General features: G+C 63.0%; 15 protein-coding genes. 8 read left to right on the forward strand and 7 right to left on the reverse strand.

Annotated features, from left to right (window positions below):
- Positions 1 to 39 precede the first annotated feature (39 nt).
- Both abc-f and Q0X23_RS02835 read right to left on the reverse strand, forming a co-directional pair.
- The gene (gene abc-f / locus Q0X23_RS02830) at positions 40 to 1929 is read right to left on the reverse strand and encodes a ribosomal protection-like ABC-F family protein (RefSeq protein ID WP_297858885.1); all 1890 of its coding nucleotides are present in this window, start codon (positions 1927 to 1929) and stop codon (positions 40 to 42) included.
- Positions 1930 to 1999: 70 nt separating this feature from the next.
- A complete protein-coding gene (locus Q0X23_RS02835) occupies positions 2000 to 2569 on the reverse strand; it encodes a glycerol-3-phosphate acyltransferase (RefSeq protein ID WP_297858886.1) in 570 nt (189 codons plus the stop codon).
- Between the two features lie 272 nt (positions 2570 to 2841).
- Between Q0X23_RS02835 and Q0X23_RS02840 the strand changes: the two genes are divergently transcribed.
- The 5 genes from Q0X23_RS02840 to Q0X23_RS02860 all read left to right on the forward strand — a co-directional run bounded on the left by Q0X23_RS02840 (position 2842) and on the right by Q0X23_RS02860 (position 11965).
- Complete coding sequence (locus Q0X23_RS02840; protein ID WP_297858887.1) at positions 2842 to 3870, forward strand: LacI family DNA-binding transcriptional regulator; 1029 nt, start codon at positions 2842 to 2844, stop codon at positions 3868 to 3870.
- Between the two features lie 61 nt (positions 3871 to 3931).
- Positions 3932 to 5125 (forward strand): aminofutalosine synthase MqnE, encoded by a 1194-nt coding sequence (mqnE, locus tag Q0X23_RS02845; RefSeq protein WP_374707439.1) that lies wholly within the window; start codon positions 3932 to 3934, stop codon positions 5123 to 5125.
- A gap of 24 nt (positions 5126 to 5149) precedes the next feature.
- Complete coding sequence (locus Q0X23_RS02850; RefSeq protein ID WP_297858888.1) at positions 5150 to 6037, forward strand: menaquinone biosynthetic enzyme MqnA/MqnD family protein; 888 nt, start codon at positions 5150 to 5152, stop codon at positions 6035 to 6037.
- A 321-nt stretch (positions 6038 to 6358) separates the two neighbouring features.
- Positions 6359 to 9259, forward strand: coding sequence for a tetratricopeptide repeat protein (locus Q0X23_RS02855; RefSeq protein WP_297858889.1), 2901 nt, complete (start codon positions 6359 to 6361; stop codon positions 9257 to 9259).
- 69 nt (positions 9260 to 9328) lie between these two features.
- A complete protein-coding gene (locus tag Q0X23_RS02860) occupies positions 9329 to 11965 on the forward strand; it encodes a PQQ-binding-like beta-propeller repeat protein (RefSeq protein ID WP_297858890.1) in 2637 nt (878 codons plus the stop codon).
- 469 nt (positions 11966 to 12434) lie between these two features.
- On the opposite strand, the gene gltX is transcribed toward Q0X23_RS02860, so the two are convergent.
- Entirely contained in the window at positions 12435 to 13874 is a 1440-nt protein-coding gene (gltX, locus tag Q0X23_RS02865) for a glutamate--tRNA ligase (protein ID WP_297858891.1), read from the reverse strand.
- Positions 13875 to 14175: 301 nt separating this feature from the next.
- Here gltX and lptB point away from each other — a divergent pair, with 301 nt between their 5' ends.
- Both lptB and Q0X23_RS02875 read left to right on the forward strand, forming a co-directional pair.
- On the forward strand, positions 14176 to 14946 hold the full coding sequence (lptB, locus tag Q0X23_RS02870) for an LPS export ABC transporter ATP-binding protein (protein ID WP_297858892.1): 771 nt from the start codon (positions 14176 to 14178) through the stop codon (positions 14944 to 14946).
- A gap of 82 nt (positions 14947 to 15028) precedes the next feature.
- Positions 15029 to 16525, forward strand: coding sequence for a DUF3084 domain-containing protein (locus tag Q0X23_RS02875; RefSeq protein WP_297858893.1), 1497 nt, complete (start codon positions 15029 to 15031; stop codon positions 16523 to 16525).
- 121 nt (positions 16526 to 16646) lie between these two features.
- On the opposite strand, the gene Q0X23_RS02880 is transcribed toward Q0X23_RS02875, so the two are convergent.
- From Q0X23_RS02880 to purU, 3 genes are all read right to left on the reverse strand, one after another.
- Positions 16647 to 19364 carry a DPP IV N-terminal domain-containing protein gene (locus Q0X23_RS02880; RefSeq protein ID WP_297858894.1) on the reverse strand — a complete coding sequence of 906 codons (2718 nt, stop codon included), beginning with the start codon at positions 19362 to 19364 and terminating at the stop codon, positions 16647 to 16649.
- Between the two features lie 223 nt (positions 19365 to 19587).
- Complete coding sequence (locus Q0X23_RS02885; RefSeq protein ID WP_119341233.1) at positions 19588 to 20835, reverse strand: S1C family serine protease; 1248 nt, start codon at positions 20833 to 20835, stop codon at positions 19588 to 19590.
- A 58-nt stretch (positions 20836 to 20893) separates the two neighbouring features.
- Complete coding sequence (purU, locus tag Q0X23_RS02890; protein WP_297858895.1) at positions 20894 to 21754, reverse strand: formyltetrahydrofolate deformylase; 861 nt, start codon at positions 21752 to 21754, stop codon at positions 20894 to 20896.
- A 148-nt stretch (positions 21755 to 21902) separates the two neighbouring features.
- On the opposite strand from purU, the gene Q0X23_RS02895 reads away from it, so the two are divergent.
- Positions 21903 to 22445: a hypothetical protein gene (locus Q0X23_RS02895; RefSeq protein ID WP_297858896.1), complete on the forward strand. Its 543-nt coding sequence runs from the start codon at positions 21903 to 21905 to the stop codon at positions 22443 to 22445.
- Here the strand turns inward: Q0X23_RS02895 and typA are convergent.
- The gene (gene typA, locus Q0X23_RS02900) at positions 22442 to 24229 is read right to left on the reverse strand and encodes a translational GTPase TypA (protein WP_297858897.1); all 1788 of its coding nucleotides are present in this window, start codon (positions 24227 to 24229) and stop codon (positions 22442 to 22444) included. The genes Q0X23_RS02895 and typA overlap by 4 nt on opposite strands.
- Positions 24230 to 24663: the final 434 nt, after the last annotated feature.

A 24663-nucleotide genomic window follows, 5' to 3' on the forward strand; every position in this document is an offset into this window, starting at 1 on the left:
ATAACTTGTAACAGGTGGTTCTGGCCGCCGCTAAAGCCCTCAGAACGAACCTTCAAGCTGCTCAACCACCTCGGCCCAGCGGGCAAAGGCTTGCTCAAGCGCTTCCTCCAACTTGGCTTGTGTTTCGGCAATTTGGGCGTACTCGCTGTGGTGCAGGCTGGGCTGGTTGGCCCTGGAAAGCTCAGCCTGGATTTGTGCCTCGAGTTCAGCAATTTGGGCTTCCAGGCGTTCTTTTTCGCGCTCCAGGTGCCAGCGTCCCCTGGCCCTGGGGGGCTTCGGATGCTGCGCTTCAACCCTGGAAGTCGGCCGCTCGAGTTTCCTGGGCACCACCTCCGTCTTGCGACGCTCCAGGTATTCGCTGGGCGGGGCCGGGTAGTCAGCGAACTGGCCCTCAAAAACGTGCCAGGTGCGCGTAGCCAGCCGATCGAGGAAGGCCAGGTCGTGTGAGACCAGCAAGAGGGTGCCGGGATAATCCAGCAGGGCCTGCTCGAGGGCCTCCACCGTCTCGAGGTCGAGGTGGTTGGTCGGCTCGTCCAGCACCAGCAGGCTGGCTTGTTGCAACGAGAGCGAGAGCAGGGCCAGCCGGGCCCGCTCCCCCCCCGAAAGGCTCTTCACCTGCTTGAACTGGGCCTCGTAGGGAAACATCCAGGCTCCCAAAGCGGCATGGGCCCTCTCGCCCAGCATGCGGTAGAGCGTCTCGAACAGGGTGAGTTCGGGGTCGAAGCCCGAGAGTCTTTGGTCATAGTAGCCAATCCGCACCCCCGGCCCGGTTTTGACCCGCCCCGCCGGGTGGTCGGAGGGCAGCAGCCCCAGGAGCACCTTGAGCAGGGTGGTCTTGCCCGCCCCGTTGGGGCCGATAACGGCAATGCGCTCGCCATTCCGAACCAGCAGGCCAGGAATATGGAAGAGTTCGCGTCCTCCGAAGTTCTTTTGTAAATTCCACCCTTCCAAAACCCGCTCAGCAGTGACCTTCTTCTCCACCGGAAAGCGGATCCGCACCGCAGGGTCGTCCACATCAGGAGCCTGGACGGTTTCTTCTAAGAACTGCTCCATGCGGGCTTCCAGGCTGTGCAGCCGCTTGGCGTGTTTGGCGCTGCTGTGGGCCCAGCGCTGGGCCTGCTCCAGAATCTCCTCGCGCCGCTCTTTCTCTTTGAGCCAGTTGGCGTATTCGCGGGCTTCCTGTTCTTCTTGTAGGGCCCGCTCACGGCGGAAAGCCGTGAAGTTGCCTTCATAAAGCCTGAGGCTGCCCTTGCGCAGCCAGGCCACGCGCTCTGTGACCTGGTCAAGAAACTGCCGGTCGTGCGAGACCGTGACGGTAGCCCCCCCGAACGATCGCAAAAAATTGACCAGCCAGGCCACCATCTCTAAGTCGAGGTGGTTGGTAGGCTCGTCCAACAGCAGGGCATCCGACCCCGATAAGAGCAGCGCCCCCAGCGCCAGCCGCCGGGTCTCGCCCCCGGAGAGCACACTGGCTTTTTCCTGTTGTCGCCCCTCGAAGCGAAGCCCCTTCAGCACGGCCTCGTAGCGGGCGCGCTGCTGATAGCCCCCAATGGCCTCGAAGCGCTCGTGCAGCTTTTCCCAGCGATGGTAAACCTCGGGATCGGCCAGGCTGGTTTCCAAGCGGGCCAGTTCGGCTTCCATGGCCTGTACCCGGGCGAACCCCCGCTTGAGCACCGTTTCCACGGTGTCGCTGGGGCTGTACTGGGGGTCCTGGGGCAAAAGCTCCAGGTGCACCCCCTCGGTGCGGTGAACACGCCCGGAGCTCGGCTGGAGTTCCCCCATCAAGAGGCGCATCAGGGTGGTCTTGCCCGAGCCATTGGCCCCCACCAGGGCCAGACGGTCGCCGTGGCGCAGTTCCAGGCTCACCCCGTTCAGCAAGTCGCGTGCGCCCAGGGTATATTCAATATTCTCAGCAAAAACAATCCGCACAACCGCCAGTTTAGCAAGCGAGGCACTTTCGAAAACTCACCAGGGTTGCTCAAACCCTAGCCCGAACCGCTCATTGGTCCTTCCGGATCATCCTGAGACCGCGTAAAGCTACCACCAGGCTCACCAACAGAAAAGCCCAGAACCCTTTTCCAGTGGGCCAGAAGGCAATCAGGGCATAGATATACCCCACCAGGGCCCCTACCGGAATGGGATACCAACCACCCCGATGGTTTTTCCAGTACAACTGCCAGTACAGGCCCGCCACGGCCAAACCAATCCCAACCGCCACCAGCGTGATGGTGGGATACAAAAAGCCAAAAAACCCCAAAGTGGGGGCAATACCACCCCCACCCCGAAAGCCGAAATAGAGCGGCCAGTTATGGCCCGCCACCACCGCCACCCCCATCAGGGGCATGGCCCAGGGCGCCTGGGCCCACTGGCTCAGGTAGGCCGCCAGAACCCCCTTGAGCACATCGGCCAGCGCCACCGCAAGGCCCCACTTGGGCCCCAGTTGACGAAAAGTCCCGCTGGCGCCGGGGGTGTCCCGTTCGGCCAGGTTGAAACCCCGGATAACACCGGCAATGCGCCCAAAGCTGAGCGAACCCACCAGATAGGCCAGCACCACCCACACCAGGTCCATAGCAACCGCTTTCTATGCTAAACGGTTTGGGTGACAACCGTTGAGCTGCCCAAGACCGGAAGCAAGCCCGAGAAAAGGTTGATTCAAGGCCCAGACCAGCAACCTTCTATTACGTTGATGCAGCAAGTTCTGTACCCTGGGCAGCAGCATGGCGCCATCGTCAAGTAAAGGGGCCCCTGGGGCCTTTTTTGTGTTCTCGCAGTCCAGATTGTGTGATAAACTAATTTTAGATTTCGCAGGAAAGCGTTTCCACCCCGAAAGAGGAGCCAAATTTGGCCAAGCGTAAACCCACCATCCACGAAGTCGCCCACCTTGCCAAAGTGGGGATTGGTACAGTCAGCCGGGTTCTGAACAACCACCCCTCGGTACGGACCGAGACCCGCGAGCGGGTACTGGCGGCTATGTCCAGCCTTGGTTACAGCCCCAACCCCCACGCCAGGCGGGTGGCCGGGGGGCGCAGTTACACCATCTCGCTCATCCTGCCGGTTATCTCAACCGAATTTTACAACCGGCTCCTCGAGGGTATCGAGCAGGTCTTGAGCGAGGAGCGCTACGAAATTGCACTCTTTCCCATCTTCTCCCCCCTGCGGCTGCAACGCTACCTGGAGAGCCGCTCTTTGGCCTACCAAACCGATGGCTTGCTGGTAGCCTCCCAGGGCCTGGCTCATCTGCTGCCCAACCAGCGGTTTCCCACCGAGCGCCCAGTGGTTCTGGTAGACGCCCACAGCCCCCGCTACGACTCTGCCTTCGTAGACAACTACCTGGGTGGGCAGATGGCCGCCCAGCACCTTGCAGCCTTTCCTGGAGAGCTGTTCGCCATCCAGATGCAAGAAGAACTCGACGAGGTTATGCGCAATACCGTAGGGCAGGAACGGGTCGCGGGGTTTCGCGATGGGCTAGCCCGCGTAGGCCGCTCGCTGCCGGACGCTCACGTCTTCGTCTCGCGCTTCTCTGCCGAGGGCGGGCGGCTGGCCCTGCAGCACTTTATGCGGCTGTCCAGGCCTCCCTACAACATTTTTGCCGGAGCCGACCTCCTGGCCCTGGGGGTGCTCGAGGAAGCCGAACGACAGGGTCTGAAGATAGCTGAGCAGGTACGCTTGCTGGGCTTCGACGGCCACGCCTGGACCGAGGCCCGGGGCCTGTCCACCCTGTCGCAGCCCATCGAGGAGATGGGGGCCGAGGCCGCCCGCATGCTTTTGGAGCGCATTCGGGGCTACAAGGGCAGCCCCCGGGCCCGGCGTTTCGAGCCCACCCTGGTCGTCCGAAGCTCCACCCAGAACCACACCGTGTATGCGGACTGACCGCTCCAATCGTTAGCCAGGTATCAGGTTTCACAACCGGGCAGTGCTAGGATTGTCTCTGATGAATGTGGCTTCCTCTTCCGTAGGCGCTTTGCGGTACATCCCTGTGGTGCGTGACCCCAAACTCCTTCCCATCGTGGAGAAAGTAGAGGCCGGGGAGCGCCTGACCTTCGACGAAGGAATGACGCTCTACCACACCCCCGACTACAACGCCCTGATGTGGCTGGCCAACCGGGTGCGCGAGCGCAAGCACGGCGATAAAACCTACTTTGTACACTCCATGCGGCTCGAGTTCACCAACATCTGCTACGTGGGCTGTACGTTCTGTGCGTTTGCAGCTAAGAAAGACGAGGCGCGGGCCTGGGATTATAGCGTGGAAGACGTGGTGGCCAAAGTGCGCGAAAAGTGGGAGCCGGGCCTGACCGAACTGCACATGTCCAGCGGCCATCACCCCAACCGCCCCTGGAGCTACTACCCCGAGATGGTGCGGGCCTTGAACGAAAACTTCCCCGGCATCCAGGTAAAGGCTTTCACGGCAGCGGAGATCGAGCACCTCTCCAAAATCAGCAAGAAGCCCACCCTCGAGGTCTTGCGCGAACTCAAAGCCGCCGGCCTGGTAGCCCTCCCCGGCGGCGGGGCGGAAATCTTTGCCGAGCGGGTACGTCGTCAGATCGCCAAGAATAAGGTCAAGGCCGAGAAGTGGCTGCAAATCCACCGCGAGGCCCACAGCCTGGGAATCCGCACCAACGCTACCATGCTCTACGGGCACATCGAGACCCTGGAAGAACGCCTCGACCATATGGATCGGCTACGCCGGCTGCAGGACGAAACCGGAGGTTTTTATAGCTTTATTCCCTTGGCCTTCCAGCCCGACGCCAACGCGCTGGCGTTCAACCTAGGCAAGACCGAGTTCACCACCGGCTTAGACGACCTGAGGAACCTGGCGGTTGCGAGGCTGTACTTGGACAACTTTGACCACATCAAGGGCTACTGGGTGATGATCTCCTCCGACCTGGTTCAGGTCTCGCTCGACTGGGGGGTCTCGGACATCGACGGCACCATCATCGAGGAGCACATCGCGCATGCCGCCGGGGCTACCTCGCCGCTGGGCCTCTCCCGCCAGAAGATGGTGCAGCTCATCCAGGCCGCCGGACGCGTGCCGGTAGAGCGGGATGCGCTGTACAACGAGCTACGCATCTACGACAACCCGCCAAGAGCCGAAGGGCCAAAGCCCAGGGCCATCTCTACTAGCTAGCTTTCGGCTTTTAGCCTCTTGCTTATGTATATTCTGGGTGTCCCCCGCTACGCCAACACCGCGCCGCTCTACCACTTTCTGGAGGAAGGGGACGGAGTAGCCTTTCGCTACGGCGTGCCCACTGAACTCAACCGGTGGCTGCTGGAGGGCTCGGTAGACCTGAGCCTGGTTTCCTCCTACTTCTACCTGGAAAACGCCGACAAGCTAAGACCCCTGCCCGACTTCAGCGTGGCCGACCTGGGGCCGGTGTATTCGGTCAACTTGTTTCACCGCAAGCCCTGGAACGAGCTCCGGCGCATTGCTCTGACCACCGAAAGCGCCACCTCGGTACGGCTTTTGCAGTACCTGCTAGAAGCCGATGGCATAGAGGCCCAGTACACCCCCGAGCAGGGCGGCCTCGAGCGAAAGACGAGGCCCTCGCAAAGCACCCAGGACGGCCCACCCCCATCCAGCAAGCTCGCGCCTATCGGCCTCGAGCTCCTCGAGCGCTACGACGCAGTTCTCCTGATCGGCGACCGGGCCATCAGCACCTACTTTGGCCTGCTCTCCATCATCCCCGAGTCGGTGCACCAGGTGCCCACCCAGGTTGAAGGCATTCGCATTACCGACCTCTCGATGAAGTGGTTCGAGCAAACCCGGCTGCCCTTTGTTTTTGCGGTCTGGGCCACCCGCAAAAACGCGCCACCGCCCCCTGAAATTGTCCGGCGCCTGCGGGCCGCCCGTTCGCTAGGGCTGGGCAACCTGGCCGCCGTGGCCGGCACCGAGGCCCAGCGCCTGAACGTACCCGAGCGCCTGATGCAGCACTACCTGTGGAACTTCCGCTACCACCTGGAAGCCCCCGACCGGCTGGGCCTGCAAGCCTTCGCCCAGGCTGTGGGGCTGCCCTATCCCGACGACTACTGGGATGTGTAGGTAAGAAGTCAGCTTATACCGGATTCAAAAAGATAATCATCCAAACCAAAGATCCCTCAGAGGTTATCTTTTTGAATCCTAGAGCACTCCCCTCCCGAACGGTCGGCGAATAAAGCGTCTCCTTTCCAAGGGGCGGTATCGCCCTCCGCTACGCGGATAACTTCCAAGGGGCGGTATCGCCCTCCGCTACGCGGATAACTTCGGCCCGGTTAGTTCGCCGCCATCCGACGCCGAACTAACCGAATCTGGTATTACGCGCCGGCCATGGCGTGGTCAAAAATAATCTTCTCGTCGGTCTAGTTCTGCTATGGTGGGAGTGTTGTGGGCACACGGGTTCGGCTCCTGGGTTCGCCGCGCCTCGAGCGGAAGGAGGCAGTCGCGCCGCTACCCAAGGAGCGCCCCTTGTGGCTGCTGAGCTACCTGGGAGCCCAGGAGGACTGGGTCAGCCGTGCAGAACTGCTGGAGCTGTTCTGGCCGGAGGTGGAGCCTGCCTCCGCCCGCAACAACCTGCGCCAGTTGTTGCACCGGGTTCGCCAGATGGAGGGGGTGGAGGGTCTCGAGGCCGATGCGAGCGGCGTGCGCTGGCAGGCCGAGGTCGATGTGCGGCTCTTTCGGCAGGCTCTGGCCCGGGGGCAGTGGGAACAGGCGGTGGAGCTTTACGGTGGACCTTTCCTCGAGGGCGTGCGGATCTATGGGCTGCCCGGGCTCGAGGACTGGCTCGAGGCCGAGCGCGCCGACCTCCAGACCGCCTGGGGCGATGCGCTGCTGAGATGGGCGGCCGAATCCAAGCCCTCGCAGGAGTTGCTGGAATGCCTTGAGCGTCTGCTGGAGCGTGACCCCTTCAACGAGCGGGCTCTGCAGGCCATCCTCCAGCACGCTGCGGCACTGGGAGAGGCCGGGCGGGCCCGCGAGATCTACGCCGCTTTTGCAGGGCGGCTGGCGGGGGAGATGGGCCTCGAGCCCGATCCCGCCACCCGGCGGCTGCTCGAGGAACTTGGCCGCTCTGCCCTGCCCCCGCAGACCCCAGCGCACCCCGTGCTGCACAACCTGCCGACCCGCCTGACCACCTTCATCGGGCGGGAGGAGGAGCTAGGCCTGGTCAACCGGCGGCTCGAGGCCGGCGAGCGCCTGATCACCCTGGCCGGGCCGGGGGGCATGGGCAAGACCCGCCTGGCCCTCAGCGTGGCCGAGAGCCAGCTCGGCGCGTTCGCCGACGGGGTGTGGTTCGTGGCGCTGGCTCCCCTCGCCCGCAGCGCCCTCATCATCCCGGCCATCGCGGAGGCCCTTGGCCTCAACCTGACCCGCGCCACCGACCCCAAAGCCAGGCTGCTCGAGCACCTGCGCGGGCGGGAGATGCTACTGGTGCTCGACAACTTCGAACACCTGGTGGAGGGGGCCGAACTGGTGCTGGAACTGCTCAACGAGGCCCCCCAGCTCCGGATGCTGGTCACCTCGCGCGAGCGGTTGCGCTTGCAGGCGGAGTGGACGCTCGACCTCCAGGGCCTGAGCTACCCGCCGGGGTACGGGCTGGAGGCGGTGCGGCGCTCGAGTGCGGTGCGGCTGTTCGTGGAGCGGGCCAACCGGGTGTGGCCGCAGTTCGCCCTCACGCCCCAGGTAGCCCCGGCGGTGTTGCGGATTTGCCAGCTGGTGCAGGGGATGCCGCTGGGCCTGGAGCTCGCCGCTGCCTGGGTCTCGGCCTTCACCCCCCAGGACATCGCCGATGAGCTCGAGCGCAGCCTGGGCTTCCTCGAGTCGCCCGGGCTCGACTTGCCCGAGCGCCACCGCTCCCTGCGGGCCGTCTTCGAGCACTCCTGGCAGCGCCTCACTCCCGAGCAACAGCAGTCCCTGGCCCGTCTCACCGTATTCCGGGGTGGCTTCGACCGGCAGGCCGCGCTCAAGGTCGCGGGTGTCGGCCCCGCCGCCCTGCTGACCCTGGCCGACAAGTCGCTGCTGCGCCGCACCCCGAGCGGGCGCTTCGAGTTACACGAGGTAATTCGCCAGCAGGCTCAGGAGCGGGCCGAAGCGGGCGGGGTTCTGGCAGCCATCCGCCAGGCCCACGCCGAGCGCTATCTGGCCCTGGCCGAGGAGGCGGGCAGCTATCTGCGCGGTCCCGAGGAGGCCCGGTGGCTGGAGCGTTTGGCCCTCGAGCACGACAACCTACGAACCGCGCTGGAGTGGGCGCTGAGCCAGCAAGATGCCCCCCTGGCGCTGCGGCTGGCGACGGCCATCCACCACTTCTGGTACGTACGCGGGCACCACCGCGAGGGCAGGGTCTGGCTCGAACGCGCCCTCGGCCTGCCCTTAGAGGGCATTCCCCCGCGCCTGCACGCCAGAGCCCTGAACGCCCTGGCCGAGCGGACCAAAGATCAGGGTGAATACGCGCAGGCCCTGCGGGTTCAGCAGGAAGCATTGGATCTCTGGCAGCGCCTGGAGGACTTGGGCGAGGTCGCGGGGGCTTTGCACAGCCTTGGAACTATCGTCCGCGAGCAGGGCAACTTTGACCAGGCCCTGGCGTACTTCGAGGAAAGCCTGCGTCTGCGACGCGATATCGGCGATCGCAACGGCATCGCCACCACCCTCAACGACATCGGCGTGGTCTACGGCTACCGCGGCCAGCTCGAGGCGTCGCGGCCCTACTTCGAGGAAAGCCTGGTCCGCAAGCGCGAGATTGGGGACCGGCGGGGCATCGCCTACGCCCTGGGCAACCTTGGGCAGGTGCTCTCGGAACTCGGCGAGTCCGCCCGGGCTCGAGCCCTTACCGAGGAGAGCCTGGCCATCAAGCGCGAACTGGGCGACCAGCAGGGCATCGCGGTCTCTCTGGTCAACCTGGCCCTCCTGACCCTGCAGCAAGCCGATCTGGACGCAACCTGGAGCCACCTCGAGGAGGCCCTGCGCATCTTCTACACCCTCGAGCGGCGCTGGAGCATCGGCGTGGTGTTGGGGTCTTTCGTCGAGCTGGCCCTGCGCCTGGAGCAGTTTGAGCGGGCGGTGCGGCTGGTGGGGGCCGTCTATGGCCTCACCCAGACCATGGGCCTGGCTGAGCCGCCGGTGAGTGCGGGCAACCTCGAGCGCTACCTCGCCGCGGGCCGCCAGCACCTCGAGCCCCAGACTTTCGAGCGCGCGCTGGCCCAGGGCAGGGAAATGAGCCTCGAGCAGGCTGTGGACTATGCGTTACAACAACCCCTGGTGGGGGCTCGAGCGGCACCGGGAGCAGCGGATTAGACCGCCTTATAACGGCATATAACGCCTTCTGCCTATCCTTGGCCTCAAACCAAGCCGGAGGAGGCTTTTATGATAGGCAGATCCCAGATCATCCACATCACCTGGAAGATTTTGACCCTCGCGCTGCGCGCTTCGCTGATGCCCTTAGCTCGTATGCGCAACTGGGTTTTTCTCTTCGGCCTGCTCATCCTGGCGGCCTGCGGGGGAGCGGGTACCCAGGGCGGCGTGCTGCAGGTGCGGATCACCGGGCTGCCCACCGGTACGGCGGCAGCGGTCAAGGTGATCGGGGCGGATCAGTCCGAGCGCACCGTCACCGCCGACACCGACCTAAAGGTTCCCCCGGGCGAATACGTGGTTCGGGGGCTCGCAGTAGGCAGCGGCGAAAAGGATGCCCCCGCCTATAGCCCCGCAGTCGCCACCCAGAGCGTGACAGTGGGTTCCGTAGCGGGGGCTTCGGTCAAGGTGGAGTATCAGCCCGTCGTGACCAAAATATCGCCCGAGACCAGGGTGGCGGACGACGCAGCCTCAGCGGCCCTTACCTCGTTGTTACGGGACAGCGGCGGGCGCACCACGCTCACCTTCGCGGGCGGCAACCCGCAGATCACGGCCCTCAAGCCCGGGGAGATTTTGGTGCTCGGCCCATCGGCGGCGGCCCCAGAGGGGCACCTTGGGCGGGTCGTCTCGAGCGACGGCACCACCGTCGTGACCGAGCCCGCCGACATGCAGGAGGTGGTTCAGCAGGGGGCGTTTATCCTCAACCGGACGCTAGTGCTCGACGGCCAGGGCGTAGCGCTCCCCCAGGGTGTGCGGCCCAGCGGGGTCAGCACCTGCCTGGACGTGAACCGCACCATAGACGCCGCCGCGGGCACCGGCGGCGTGGCGGCGGGTCTTAAGGTGACGGTCTCCGGAACCCTCTGCTTGAGCATCGATGTGTCTTTTAACATGACCTACTACCCGATCAAACTGGTGAACGGGAAGCTTGTGCAGCCACCGCCGGACATTTATCTGAACTCTAAGGTCTCCACTACCAGTCCGGATGGCCGCAAAACCAGCCTTAGGGTTTCGGCTTCGGCCTTGGTCGCCACGCCCGCGGGGGAGGCTCCCTTCGAGTTCCCCGAGATCACAATTCCTCTACCGGAGTACAAATTCTCTCCAATAACCGTTTGGACAGGAACGGTACCATGGGTAATCATCCCGTTCATCGCGTTGGACGTGGGGGCAGGCGGCACCGTGACCGCCGGGGTGAAGTTCGGCATGGATTCCGAGGGCAGCGTGGAGGGTGGCTTTTCCTACGACTCGAACAGTAACCGTACCACCACATGGTCGAAAAGAGAATTGTCCTTCACGCCCATTTGGCCGGTGTTCAATTCCACCCTAAGCCTTAAGGCTTTTATAGAGCCCTCAGCCGGGTTTTACATTTATGGTGTCGCCGGGCCCTTCCTGGGCCTCCAGCCCTATGTCCGCTTCAAAACCGACTTCGGCCCCCCTATCTCTTGGCAGCTTTATGGCGGGATCGGGCTCACGACGGGCCTGACCACGGCTTTCAAGGGCGTTCCCCCTTTTTCTTACACCCTCTACAACTACGAGGCGCAAATCCTTAGCAGCCGCCAAACCCCACCTCCGGGCCAGACCACCGGCAATGCCTCCGGTTTCGACGCGAGCGGGGGCCTGGTGGTGGGGCCGGACGACACGGTGTACGTCGGCTCGGGGAACTCGGTGCGGGCCTACCCCTACGCCCTCGCGCCCAAGTGGACCTACAACACCAGCGGTAATGTACAGGGCCTCAGCCGAGGCGACGACGGGACCATCTACGCCTGGGATTTTGGCGGTACGCTTTACGCCATCAACCCCAACGGCACCGAGAAGTGGAAGACCAACCCGCTGGGCAACCTCGAGATCCGCCGGGTAGCGCTCACCACCAGCGGCCTGGTGGTCACGGCGGGCGGCAACACCGTGCGCACCTTCTCGGCGGCGAACGGCGCACCAGGTTGGAGCGACGACTTGGGCGAGAGTGTTTATAGCGTCGCGGTGGACAAGAGCGGCAACATCTGGTCGAACGGCAGCTCCTCGGTGCGCAAGCACGCCCCGACCGGCGGGGTGCTGGCGACGGTGGCTGCCCCGAGTTCCCCCGGCGGGATGGCGATGGCCCCGGACGGCACAATCTACGTGCGGGCCATTAGCAATGGGGTCATCCAGGTGTCTGCGGTGGCGCCCAATGCCACGCTCAAGTGGTCTAAATCGCTTAGCAATACCAATAACGAGCTTGCCGAGGCGGACTCGCTGAGCGAACCCGTCGTGGGCCCCGATGGGACGGTATACATCTGCGGAACCCCGACCGATCCCATGTACACCGGCAGCCTGTTCGCGGTAAGCCCTACCGCTCCTACCGCCGCCTCAGAGGTTCCTAAGTGGATATACACCCACAAGGAAATATGCGATGCCGCGCCCGCAGTTGGCAACAATGGGCAGGTCTATATCATTACCGACAAATCCTTGCGCGCCATCAAGGCGGATAGCGGAACCCTTGTTTGGAGCGTCCCGGCGGGCAATAGCAATACCAAGTCCTCGCCTGCCTTTTTAACGAACCAATCCGTCGTCGCAGGAACCAGCAGCGGGCTGATCAACGCGCACGCCGGCGGTCAGCTTGCCACTGGCACCTGGGCCCGCGAAGGCGGGGATGCCAACGGTTCGGGCCGGATGAGGTGATACCAAATCCACATGAACCCCTTGCCTTCTCCCCGGTGGGAGAAGGAGGCGACACCCCGACCGCATTATTTACAAACAGCGATAGGAACACGATTGGCCGCACCTGGGGTGTCGCCGGATGAGGGAGCTTGGGACGACTCTCAAAGCTACCTGCCTAGGTAAAGTTGGTATAATACCGGATTCAAAAAGATAGTCATTTAAACCAAAAAACCAGAGGCTATCTTTTTGAATCCTAGAGCACACCCCTCCCTGGCGGTCGGCGAAGAAAGCGTCTCCCTTCCAAGGGGCGGTATCGCCCTCCGCTACGCGGATAACTTCGGCCCTGTTAGTTCGCCGCCATTCGGCGCCGAACTAACCGAATCTGGTATAAAAAGGTATAGAGATAAGCACAACTCTGACACATCTTTTAGGTTCGTCAACCTGCCCGAACTTGCCAGCATGGGGTGAGGGGCAAAAGATAGAAGTGGTGTTATTCCTTTACAAGCTCTATGGCCCGCTCGAGCCGCTTCAACACGCGCTCCTTGCCCAACAGGGTGAGGAGGTCGAACATGCCGGGGGTCTCGAGGCTTCCCGTCAGGGCCGCCCGCAGGGGCTGCATCACCGCCGCCGCTTTTACCCCCCTGGCCTCGGCAAAACCCTTGAGCAAAGGTTCGGTGGCGTCTTGCAGCAGGTCGGGCAACTGGGCCAGTTGCTCCTTCAGCTCAGGCAAGAAGGCCGCCCCCTCGCGCAGCTTGGCCAGGGCCTTTTCCTGTATGGGGTAGGCTTCGCTAAAGAAGTAAAGCGACTTGTCCACAAATTCCTGCAAGGTCTCGAAGCGGGCCCGCATGGCCTCGAGCACCTGCTTCAGGTAGGTTTCCGAGGGGTAGGATAGCCCGGCCCGCTCCAGAAAGGGCTTGACCCGCTCGGCCAGGTCGTCCAGGCTCAGGACTTCGCGGATGTACTTGCCGTTCATCCATTTGAGTTTGTTCAGGTCGAAGACCGGCCCGCCCAGGCTGATGCGCTCCAGGCTGAAGTGCTCGATCATATCCTGAAGGCTAAAAATTTCCCGCCCATCGGGCATGCTCCAGGCCATGGTGCCCAGGTAGTTCAAAAGGGCCTCGGGCAGGATGCCCTGGGCACGGTAGCTGTCCACACTGGTATCCATCTTGCGCTTGGAGAGCTTGGATTTATCGGGGTTGCGCAAAAGGGGGGTGTGGCACCAGACCGGCTCCTCCCAGCCAAAAGCCCGCAGGATCAGGATGTGGAAGGGGGTGCTGGTAATCCACTCCTCGGCCCGGATCACGTGGGTCACACCCATCAGGTGATCGTCTACCATGGCCGCCAGGTGGTAGGTAGGGTAGCCGTCGGCCTTGAGGATCACCTTGTCGTCCAGGGCAGCATTCTCGAACTCGATGGGGCCGCGCAGCAGGTCGTGCACAACGGTTTTGCCCTCCAGGGGCACCTTGAGCCGCACCACGTGGGGCTCCCCGGCGGCGGCCCGTCGCTCGGCTTCCTCGGCCGGGTAGTCGCGGTAACGGCGGTTGTAGCCCTGCTCCTGCTTCCCCGCTCGGCGGGCCGCTTCGCGGGCGGCGGCCAGTTCCTCGGGGGTGTCGAAGGCCCGGTAGGCCGCGCCTTTTTCCAGGAGCATCTGCACGTGCTCGCGGTAGATGTGCAGACGTTGCGACTGCACGTAGGGGCCATTGGGGCCGCCTTTGGTGGGCGACTCGTCGGGGGAAAGCCGCAGCCACTCGAGCATCTCCAGAATGCGCCGCTCGGAGGTGGGGTTGTAGCGGGTGCGATCGGTGTCCTCGAGGCGAACGATGAACTTGCCCCCATGCTGTTTGGCAAAAACATAATTAAACAGAGCCTGGTAAGCCGTCCCCACATGGGGGTCGCCGGTGGGGCTGGGTGCAATGCGCGTCACAACCATAACCGATAGCTTAAGGCCCCAGGCCCAAAGCGGAAAGCCGGGGTCCTGGGCTGCCACAGGTGGGTGCATGGGGGATGGGCGCTGTTTGATCAACGATGCGTGTCGCAAGTCCCGGGTCACGGATAACCCCAAGGGCCAAGGCCCAGCTCAGCGCGATGCGCACAGAGCCGTTCAATAGCCTTTGGCCTTCAGCTTTAGACCACCCATGTAGACAAACCTTGCCCTACCGACCCCCCCAGACCCCCTTTGGGTTATTCCTCTCACAGCTGCCTTAGCGGGGGGTGCTACCCTGGTAGGGCAGATGGAAGCGGCATTGCAACCGAGATTTGGCACAACCCCCCCCTTCACTACCCGCCTCGAGGCCACCGGGCTGGTCAAGCGCTATGGCAAGCGGGAGGTGGTGCGGGGCGTAAGCCTGGAGCTCACCCGCGGCGAAATCGTGGCCCTGTTTGGCCCCAACGGGGCCGGCAAAACCACCACCTTTTACATGCTGGTGGGCTTTATCGAGCCCAACGCCGGACAGATTCGCCTGGGCGGGCAAGACGTCACCCGGCTGCCCATGTACAAGCGGGCCCGGCAGGGTCTGGGCTACCTGCCCCAGGAGCCCTCGGCCTTCCGGCGCATGACGGCCCTAGAAAACCTGCTGGCGGTGCTGGAGTTTCAACCCCTCTCCAAAAGCGAACGGGCTGAGCGGGCCAGAGAGCTGCTCGAGGAGCTGGGCATTGCCCACCTCAAAGATAAATACGCCTATACCCTCTCGGGCGGCGAGCGGCGGCGGCTGGAGATTGCCCGCGCGCTGTGCACCAATCCCAGCTTTATCCTCCTGGACGAGCCCTTCACCGGTGTTGACCCCAAAAACGTCCACGACATCCAGAAGCTCATCTCCGAGCTGCGCGAGCGGCGGGGGGTGGGCATCTTCATCACCGACCACTCGGTGCGCGAGACCCTGGCCATTGCCGACCGCATTTACCTGATGTACGACGGCCAGGTGGCCTTCCAGGGCTCGCCGGAGGAGTTCGCCCGCGACTCGGGGGTGCGCACGCACTACCTGGGCGACGAGTATGAGCTGTGAATTATCACAGGTCGCAGATCCCAATACCACCCCTTTAAACCCTGTCCGAAAGACCTGTGACTTATAGACTTGAGACCCTGGTATGACTTTCTGGGCCATCCTGATCCTTCTAGTGCTCGTGGCGGGCCTGGTGGCCTATGTGGGCGACCTGGTGGCCAAGCGGGTGGGCAAGCGCCACTGGCGTTTTTTGGGCCTGCGTCCCAAGGCCACCGCCACGCTGGTGGCAGTAGCGACGGGGGTGCTGATTGGTCTGGGGGCTTTTGGGGCCTTCTTCTTGCTGGTGCGCGATGCCCGCGAGACCATCCTGCAGGCCGAGGCGGTGCGCCAGGAGCGCGACCGGTTGCGCAACGAGGTGACGCGGTTGGAAAGCCGTGCGGCCAGCATTTTCAGCCAGTACGAGCAGCTCAAAACTGAGCGCGACGAGTTCGAGAAGAACAACACCCTGCTAGCAAGGCAGCTCGCGCAAAACGTCGAGCTCCAGCGCCAGACCCGCCAGGACCTCGAGGACGCCCTGATCGAGCGGGAGAAGTTGCGCCAGGAAGTCGAGAAACTCGAGGCCGAGCGGAACTCCCTGCGGCAGGCCCAAGCCCCGCTGCGGCAGGCCCTGACCACTTTGCAAAGCGAAAAGGCCCAGCTCCTGAGCGGTCGCGACCAGCTCTTGGCCCAGGCTGAACTGGCCAAGCGGCAGCTCCGCGAGCTCGAGGCTGCCGGGCGCAACGCGCAAAACCAGCTCCAGAAACTACAAAGCGAAAAAGAAAAGCTCGAACAAGCGCGTCGTGAAGCTCAGGCCCGCCTAACCGGCCTCCAGGCCCGCACCCGGGAGCTCGAGACCCGCTTGCGCCAGCTCGAGGCCGACAAACGCAACCTCGAGGGCGATGTGGCGGTGCTGGGCAGCAGCGCCTTGCAAGCGCCCCCCAGCGACACCCCCAACCGCACCCTCGAGGCCCTTCAGCGCGAGAATGGCGAGTTGCGCAACAAGCTGCTGGAGGCCCAGCGCGAGCTGCAGCAGCTGCGCGAACGAAACCGGCTGATAGCCGCTACTCTGGACAAAAGCCTGTCCATGAACCTGCTGGCCGAAGAACTGGTGGAGCCGGGCAACGAGCAGATAGCCCTGGAGGAGGTCACCCGGCGGGCCGACAACCGGGTGCGTCTGATCGGACTGCGGGGCCTTCAGGTGTTGGAAAACCCCAGTCTGAACAACCTCAAGCCGGGTCTTTTTCTGGCCCGCATCCAGAGCATCAGCGCCGAAGGGCGGGCCCTGGTGGTGATTGAGTACCGAGCCCGGGAACAGGCCTTTGCCGAGGGGGAGGTGCTGGCGGCAACCACCCTGGTGCTCCCGGCCAGCATGAGCGAGATGCGGCGCAAGTTCAATGCCCTTAGCCAGCAGGCGGAGAGCCGGCTCAGCGGGGCCGGCTGGGTTCCTGAAAAACTGGCCCGGGGGGGGATTGCCCTCGAGGAGTTTGTAAGCTTGGCTTCCCAGCTCTCCGGTAAACGTGGCGGCGCCCGCATTGCGGTGGTGGCCCTGGACAACCTCTACCCCACCGAACCGCCCCGGCTGGGGCTAAAGCTACTCCCATAGAGCGCTCTTCACATGGAACGAGCCTCCCGAGAATCAAGAATCCACTATCCGAGACCGAACAGTTGCCGCCCGGAAACTCGAAACACAAGCATCCGGGGGCCGGGCTTTGCTCTTGTGGAAACTACAACCCCGGCAAAACCAGGTTCAGGTAAAACCTGGGCCCCGGCTCGCCAATCCCCTGGGCGCCCCCCAGTGCTATGCTGCTGCCCGGTGCCAGATAAAACAAGGTCAGGCCCAGCCGCAGCTCTGCGCCCACCGCAAAACGCGTTTGGCTCCAGTCCAGGGGCGAACCGGCCACCCCCGCATCCACAAAGACCGATAGGCTCAGGTCGTCAAAAAACACCGGCCAGTTGCCAAAGCCCCGCTCGATGCTCCAGGGCGGCAGGCGGTACTCCAGCGACCCCACCAGCGCCTGCGACCCGCGCAGTTGACCCAGCCCATAGCCCCGCACCGCCAGCACCGGCGTACTGCCCACCACCAGCGGCAGCGAGCCCAAATCAAAGGCATCGAAGGCCAGGGGCGAGGTAGTAAAGCCACCCCCAACCCGCAGCCCGATCAGGTGCGAGGCTTCCAGCGGCAGGCGGAACTGAAATCCCAAAGCCCCCCGAACACTATAGCGCCAGTCCGGACTGCCCTCCCGCACAAAGGCGGTGCCCACCGCGCTCAGGCTGCTTCGGAAGCGAAAGAGGTCGCTGGCCGTACTGTTGAGGCCGCTCAAGCGAACCGAAAAGGCGTGGGTAACGGTATTCTGGATGGGGTCAAGGGCGGACTCGAGGACATCAGAACGTACGTACTGCAACCCCAAACTGCCCTGCGGCGACCAGAACGAAGCAGCAATACCCTGGGCATTATCGCTACCCGACCCCGCCGCTTGCAGGGTGATGGGAAAACCCAAGCCCGCAAACTGGTAGGCCGCATTGTAAAAAATCCCCCGCAAGTTGCTGTCAAACCCGGCCCCAACCTCATAGGCATGGATACCCACCGGGTCGGAAGCCCCAAAGGAAACCCCCAGAAAAGCGTTCAGCCCAAAGCCATCCACACTCACATCGGCCAGGGGCAGCCAGTACAGGGGGCGCAGGTAGCGCAAAGGGTCGTAGCGCTGGCCTTTGGCCGCCTCAGCAGGCTCGAAGGGGGGCAGGGGTTCGCGTTTCAGTTCCACCCGCTTCCAGGCGCTGGGGTTGTAGGGGGTCTGGTAGAGGTTGTAGCCCGTTTCGTCGTAGCCGGTAAAGATGATCTGCTGCTTGCTGTGCGAAAGGGTGGGCCGGTAGGCCCCGGTGAGCAGGTTGGTCACCTGAAAAACCGCGCCGTCCACCAGGCGGTAGGCATAGAGGTTGTAGACCCGGTTTACATCGCTGCTGTAAATCACGTACTGGCCGTCGGGGCTGAAGACCGGGTCGCTGTCTATGTTTTTATCCTGGGTGAGGGGGGTCAGGGCCCCGGTTTGTAGGGTGTAGCGGTAGAGGTCTTGAAACCCCCCTCGGCGCAGAAGAGATAGGATAAGCGAGCCCCCATCGGGCGATACCGCAAAAGAATGCACCACCCCATCCTGGTTGGGGAAGCTTCGCAGGGGCTGGGTGCGCTCGAGCTCGAGAAAATAGCGGGCCAGTTCGGTGGAGCCGTCCGGCGTGTTCCTGGCCATAAAGATGCTCTGGCCGTCGGGGGCATAGCGGGCGTAGTAGACCCGCTCCCCATTGGTGAGCCGCTTCACGCGGTCTTCCAGGCGGTCGTACCGATAAAGGTCGCTACCCACAAAGTAGGGGCTGGTGGTGCTGCTGGCGGTAAACAGCAAGTACCGCCCGTCCGGCGACCACTGCGGGTACTGGGCCGGGCCGTTCAGCAGTTCCCGTTCGCGCTCGTTTACGATGAGGCGCAGGCCGCTGCGCACGGGCGAAGCGTGCGCGTACACAATTCCATTGGCCGAATCGGTAGCGCCCTCGCTAAAAAAACCCAGGTTGCTGAGCTTTTGCACCGGGGTCAGGCCCTGGGCCCGGATGCGGGCAATTTCGTCCTGAAACTGGCTGGGCAGCCAGCGCACAAAGTCGGCGTAAATCTGGTCGAGCGAGAGCCCAAAGGCTTTTAGGAAAGGCTCGTTGAAGTCCTTGGTGGCCAGCATGGCCGCGTTGGCATCGGTGAAACGGCGGTAGGCATCCTCGCCAAAGCGCACCTCCAGGTACTGCACCAACCAGGCGCTGTAGTTATAGACCAGAAAGCCCAGGTAGGGCCAGGTGGACTTGCTGTAGGCCTGGCGAATCTCGTCCAGGGCAGGAAACCGGCCCGAAAGCACCATCTGGCGCAGCATCATGCGGGTGGTGGCGTCGTTCTGGCGCGACTCCCCCAGCTTTTTGTGCTTGAAGTAAAGCACCGTGCCTTCCACAAAGGGAAAGGGCTTCACCGCGTTTTGCGAAGGCAGTTGCCCAAAGATGCGGGTGCGGTCTTTGAGGGGGCCCCGCACCTGCGAGAGATCGAACATGTGCACAATCTCGTGGAAGATGACCGTCTCCCACCAGGAAGAAAGCCGGGGGTTGAATAAATCCGAGCTGCGGAACTGTCCGGTAAAAATGCCCACCACGTTGTTAGCAGGGTTGGCAAAGCCGTTAAGGGTGTCGCCCACGTCCGAAAGCACAATGCTGATGCGCCCAGGCGGCGGCTCGAAATCGGCCTGGAGCAGTTGGTAGGCGTTTTCGGCATATATGGCCGCCTCGCTGGCCACGCGCCCCAGGCCCGCATGGTAGTGAATGTCAAAATGCTCGGTCTGGAGCGTAAACCACTGCCGGGTAGGGTCGAACTGGGCCAGCGCCCCCGTGCCAAAGAGCAAAATAACCGCCAAGAGCCGCCACATTGGGCCCAGTATAGGCAACGCAGATGAAAGGCAATGTAGCGCGGCGTTGTGCAGACCCCCAAACCCAGTCGCAGGTCAACGAGTCGTTACCGCAGTGCATCCTTCACAGCCCGAAACCCTCCCGTGTGCGGGAGGGTTTGTCACTGCGCTCGAGCTGGGTTGTATCTGGCGATGGGGGTCACAACCAGAAGGCTCTAGGGCGGTCAAATTGCCCCGCCCGCCCTCAGCGAATCACCTGCGGCACCACCCGCACATCGCGGGTCTGGCCGTCGCGCCAGACCTTCAGGTTCACGGCTTCGCCTGGCTTTTTGGAGAGCAGCACCGCGCGCAGGTCGTTGATATTGTTGATGGGGTTACCGTCGGCCTCGAGCAGGATATCACCATTGACCCCCAGTTCAATCACCTGCCCGGTGCGAAGCTGTAGCTGCACGGTACGGGTGGCTGGCCGCAAGCCCGCCCGCTCGGCTGGGCCGCCCCGCTCCACCTGTTGAATCATAAGACCGGTATCCGGCAGGCGGTTCTGGCGGCGAATGTTCTCGGGGTACTCGCCCATCGAGAGCGCCGACAGGGTCACCCCTAAGCGGGGGCGGGAGCGCAGGATCTCCTCGGCGGTGATATCCTTCCCAGCCTTGAGGTCGGCCAGGTACTGCTTGGCCAGGTTGATGGGGATGGCAAAGCCAATCCCTGCCGACTGGGCCGCCCCAAAGGCCCCAGCGGAGCTATAGATGAAGGTGTTGATGCCGATTACCTCGCCGCGGGAGTTGAGCAGCGGCCCCCCGGAGTTGCCGGGGTTAATGGCTGCATCGGTCTGGATGACGGTGGGCACAAACGCCCCCTTACCCCCCCCGCTGCCATCGTTGGGGTTGCGCCTGATGGCTGAGACAATGCCTTCAGTGACCGTAAATTCCAGCCCAAAAGGGTTGCCCATGGCAATGGCCTTCTGCCCCACCCGCACCTGGTCGGAGTCGGCTAAGCGCATGGGCTTGAGCTTCTCCCGCGGGGCCTGCACCCGGATCAGGGCCAGGTCTAAGGGCTCGGCCCGGCCAATCACCCGGGCGGGATAGCTTTTGGGGTCGTTGTGAAAGCGCACCGTGATCTGGTCGGCCCCCTCGATCACGTGGTAATTGGTGAGGATCAGGCCGTCCTGATCGAGTACAAAGCCCGAGCCCGAGCCTTCCTGCGGCTGGGGCTGCAAAAAGGGTGAGAAAAAGCCAAAGTCCCGGCCAGCCTGCGGCGCACTCCGCACCGCCACGAACACCACGCCGTCCCCGCTACGCTGCACCACGTCCACGGTGTTGCGTTCGTTCTCGAGCAAAGCCCGGTTCTGGTCAAACGACTGCACCTGCACTTGCGTCTGCGGTTCGCTGGGGGCCGGGAGCGGGCTCTGGCTCTTGCTCAGATTGAACCAGGCCACCCCACCCCCCACCACCAGCAACACACCCAGGGCAATCGAAGCGTTTCTCATAGACATCTCAAAAACCTCCTCCCAATAGTGTAATCAACTACGGTGAAGACGATATGAAGTGCAATTATGAAAACACCACCGTTTTGTTGCCGTATACGATAATGCGGTCCTCGAGGTGCCACTGCACTGCCCGCGCCAGCACATTGCGCTCCAAGTCCCGGCCCAGCCGCACCAGCTCGGCCACATCGTGCCGGTGCGAGACCCGGGCCACGTCCTGTTCGATGATGGGCCCTTGGTCGAGGGCCTCGGTGACGTAGTGGGCGGTGGCGCCGATAATCTTCACCCCGCGCGTGTAGGCCTGTTTGTAGGGGTTGGCCCCCACAAAAGCGGGCAAGAAGGAGTGGTGGATGTTGATGATGCGATTGGGATAGCGCGCCACAAACTGCGGGGTGAGGATCTGCATGTAGCGGGCCAGCACCACAAGGTCGGTATCCTCCAGCAGTTGCAACATCTGGGCTTCCGCTTCCTCTTTGCGGTCTTTCTCCACCGGTACGTGGTGGTAGGGGATGCCAAAGCGCTCGACCTCCGGCCGCAGGTCTGGGTGGTTGGAAATCACCTGGGTCAGCTGGCAGGGCAGCTCGAGGTTGCTGTGCCGCCAGAGGAGTTCCAAGAGGGCGTGGTCGTATTTGGAGACCAGAATGGCCACCTTTTTGAGGTCGGCGGCGTAGGCGATACGCCAGTCCATCTCGAAACGGGCCGCTACCCGCTCGGCAAAGGCTTTTTCCAGGATTTCCCTCGAGACATCGAGGTGGGGGGTCTGAAACTCCAGGCGCATGAAAAATAGCCCCCCCTCAGGGTCGGTGGAGTGCTGGTCGAGGGCGGTGATATTGGCCCCGTGGTTGAAAAGAAAGTTCGAGACCGCCGCCACAATACCGGGCCGGTCAGGGCAGGTGATCAGGAGCCGTGCAGTGGTGTCGGTCTGCATACCGGCATCAGGCTAAAGGCTCCAGGCGCAAAGCTCAAGGTAGGAGCGGGCCCAGAGGGGACAGGGAAGCGGGGTCGGGAAAGGAAGGCAAGTTGGAAGTCTATCCGCCAGTACACTGGCTTCGGCGCAGCTTGTGCAGAATGATGGGATGAAAAAGTGGATGATTGGCCTTTTTATTGGGCTTTGTTCGCTGGGATGGGCCCACCAGCCGTTCTGGAACCCCGGCTCACCCACCTTACAGCAGGCCTACCGGGTTCTCGAGCCCACCATCTCCAAGGTTGTTACAGGTCAACTAGGGGCGGGCCAGCTTGGCTTCTATATCTTTGAACTGGCCGCCGGTTTTGTGTTGGATCTGGGGCTTTTTGTGGGAGCCGCCTGTCCCGCCGCTTTTCAGCCCCGGATGTGGCTGGTAGGGCCGGGGGTTCAAGGGAACCAACGCCCACCTTTCGCCGTTCCTGAGGGCCTGGGGGCCAGGGTTTTTGAGGGCGGCTGGCGCGAGTATCGCGGCCACGGCCTGGTCGCCCGCAAAGGCCCCGAATTGCGGGAGCGGCTTCAGGGCGGCACGTACTATGTGGTGGTGGAGGCTGGAAACGCCGCAGGCTATTACATGATTTCGCTGGCCGGCGCAGAGGTTCCGGGCGGGACAGCGGAGGGCCGGGCTGCTCTGGCTCGATTCAATCGCTGTGGCTAAACCGCCTCGGCCCGCTTGCGCTGGCTGGGGTCGAGCACCCGCTTCCTGAGGCGCAGGTTCTGGGGGGTGATTTCCAGAAGCTCGTCGGGGGCTAAGAACTCCAGGGCCTCCTCGAGGGTGAACTTGCGCGGGGGAATGAGGCGGATGTTCTCGTCGGAGCCCGCCGCCCGCACGTTGGTGAGCTTTTTGTTGATGTTGACGTTCACGTTCAGATCGTTGTCGCGCACGTGCTCGCCCACAATCATGCCCACATAGACCTCGGTGCCCGGCTCGATGAAGAAATTGACGCGCTCCTGCAAGCGATACAGACTGTAGGCGTAGGCCACCCCGGCCTCCATGGCCACCGCTGAGCCGGTGGTGCGGGTTTCCAGGCTGCCCACGTGCGGCCCGTAGGCATGGAAGTTGTGGCTCATCACGCCCTCGCCCGCGGTAAGGGTCAGGAACAGGGTGCGAAAACCAAACAGGGCCCGGGCCGGTACGGTGAACTCGGCGCGGATGCGTCCAGCTTCCTGCTCCATATGCACCATCTGGGCCTTGCGGCTACCCAGGGTCTCCATCACTGGGCCGAACCTGGCCTCGGGCACGTCTACTACCAGGTACTCGTAGGGCTCTTGAATCTGGCCGTCCACTTCCTTAAACAGCACGCTGGGCTGGCCCACCGATAGCTCGAAGCCCTCGCGCCGCATGGTCTCCAGGAGCACCGAGAGGTGGAGTTCGCCGCGTCCGTGTAGCTCAAAGGTGTCGGGGGTAACCTCGATTACACGCAGGGCCACGTTGGTCTCGAGCTCTTTGTGGAGACGTTCGCGAATCTGGCGGCTGGTGACGAACTTGCCTTCCTTGCCCGAAAAAGGCGAGGTGTTGGGGGTCACGGTAATGCTCACCGTGGGCTCGTCCACTGCCAGGCGGGGTAGGGCCTCGGGGGCTTCCCGGGCCGCAATGGTATCGCCGATTTCCACACCCTCCATGCCCGCGATGGCCACGATGTCGCCGGGGGTGACTTCGTCTACCTCGAGGCGCTCCAGGCCCCGGTGGGTAAAGACCGCCACCACCTTCAGGTCGCGCTGGCCGTGCTCACCCAGAATGGTCACAAACTGGTTCTTGCGCACCGTACCCCGGTGCACCTTGCCCAGGGCAATCTTGCCCAGGAAGTTGGAGTAGTCCAGGTTGGCCACCCGAAGCTGGAAGGGGCCTAGGGCCACCTGGGGGGCGGGGATGTGCTGCAGGATGGTCTCGAAGAGGTCGGTCAGGTCGGGCTTGGGGGTCTGGCCCAGCCAGGCCGTCCCCTCCCGGCCCACCGCATACAGGTAGGGAAAGTCAAGTTGTTCTTCGCTGGCTCCCAGCTCGGCCATCAGGTCGAAGGTCTCGTTCAGAACTTCGTCGGGCCTGGCGTCTTTTTTGTCTACCTTGTTGATGACCACAATGGGTTTGAGGCCGGCCTCAATGGCTTTCTTCAGCACAAAACGGGTCTGGGGCATGGGGCCTTCGGCGGCGTCTACCAGCAAGAGCACCCCGTCCACCATGCTCAAAGCCCGCTCCACCTCGCCGCCAAAGTCGGCGTGGCCGGGGGTATCCACAATGTTGATCTTGACGCCGCCCCATTCCACCGCGGTGTTCTTGGCCAGAATGGTAATGCCGCGCTCGCGCTCGAGGTCATTGGAGTCCATGATGCGCTCGCCGCCCTCGTCGTGGCGCGAGAGGGCCTTGGCCTGTTTAAGCATCGCGTCTACCAGGGTGGTCTTACCGTGGTCTACGTGCGCAATAATTGCGATATTTCTGAGTTCCATTGTGTCTCCGGGAAATGCACGCGCGGCGGCGGGCAACCGTAGTGTAGCGGATGAATGCAGGTTTGTATATGAGGGAAAAGCGCCCGCTCCCTCGATGGGAGAGGGCGGGGGTGATCGAGCCTCGCGGCTTGACTTATACCGGATTCAAAAAGACAGTTCAAAAAACCAAAAACCCATAGGTTGTCTTTTTGAATCCTAGAGCACACCCCTCCCTGGCGGTCGGCGAAGAAAGCGTCTCCCTTCCAAGGGGCGGTATCGCCCTCCGCTACGCGGATAACTTCGGTCGGGTTAGTGCGTCACCCTTCGGTGACGAACTAACCGAATCTGGTATTACGTAGGGCAAAAATCCAAAGTCGAAGGCGTTCTCTTTGCGCACCACCCCCCATCCTAACCCTCCCCCACAAGGGGAGGGGGGAGTGTACCTTGAGGTTTGC

This window comes from Meiothermus sp., from assembly GCF_026004115.1.
Lineage (GTDB): Bacteria > Deinococcota > Deinococci > Deinococcales > Thermaceae > Meiothermus.

Coding starts and splice junctions, on each gene's coding strand:
- gltX (WP_297858891.1), bottom strand. CDS start 13,874: ATGGTTGTGACGCGCATTGCACCCAGCCCCACCGGCGACCCCCATGTG.
- Q0X23_RS02860 (WP_297858890.1), top strand. CDS start 9,329: ATGATAGGCAGATCCCAGATCATCCACATCACCTGGAAGATTTTGACC.
- mqnE (WP_374707439.1), top strand. CDS start 3,932: ATGAATGTGGCTTCCTCTTCCGTAGGCGCTTTGCGGTACATCCCTGTG.
- lptB (WP_297858892.1), top strand. CDS start 14,176: ATGGAAGCGGCATTGCAACCGAGATTTGGCACAACCCCCCCCTTCACT.
- Q0X23_RS02875 (WP_297858893.1), top strand. CDS start 15,029: ATGACTTTCTGGGCCATCCTGATCCTTCTAGTGCTCGTGGCGGGCCTG.
- Q0X23_RS02850 (WP_297858888.1), top strand. CDS start 5,150: ATGTATATTCTGGGTGTCCCCCGCTACGCCAACACCGCGCCGCTCTAC.
- Q0X23_RS02835 (WP_297858886.1), bottom strand. CDS start 2,569: ATGGACCTGGTGTGGGTGGTGCTGGCCTATCTGGTGGGTTCGCTCAGC.
- Q0X23_RS02880 (WP_297858894.1), bottom strand. CDS start 19,364: ATGTGGCGGCTCTTGGCGGTTATTTTGCTCTTTGGCACGGGGGCGCTG.
- typA (WP_297858897.1), bottom strand. CDS start 24,229: ATGGAACTCAGAAATATCGCAATTATTGCGCACGTAGACCACGGTAAG.
- Q0X23_RS02885 (WP_119341233.1), bottom strand. CDS start 20,835: ATGTCTATGAGAAACGCTTCGATTGCCCTGGGTGTGTTGCTGGTGGTG.
- purU (WP_297858895.1), bottom strand. CDS start 21,754: ATGCAGACCGACACCACTGCACGGCTCCTGATCACCTGCCCTGACCGG.
- Q0X23_RS02895 (WP_297858896.1), top strand. CDS start 21,903: ATGAAAAAGTGGATGATTGGCCTTTTTATTGGGCTTTGTTCGCTGGGA.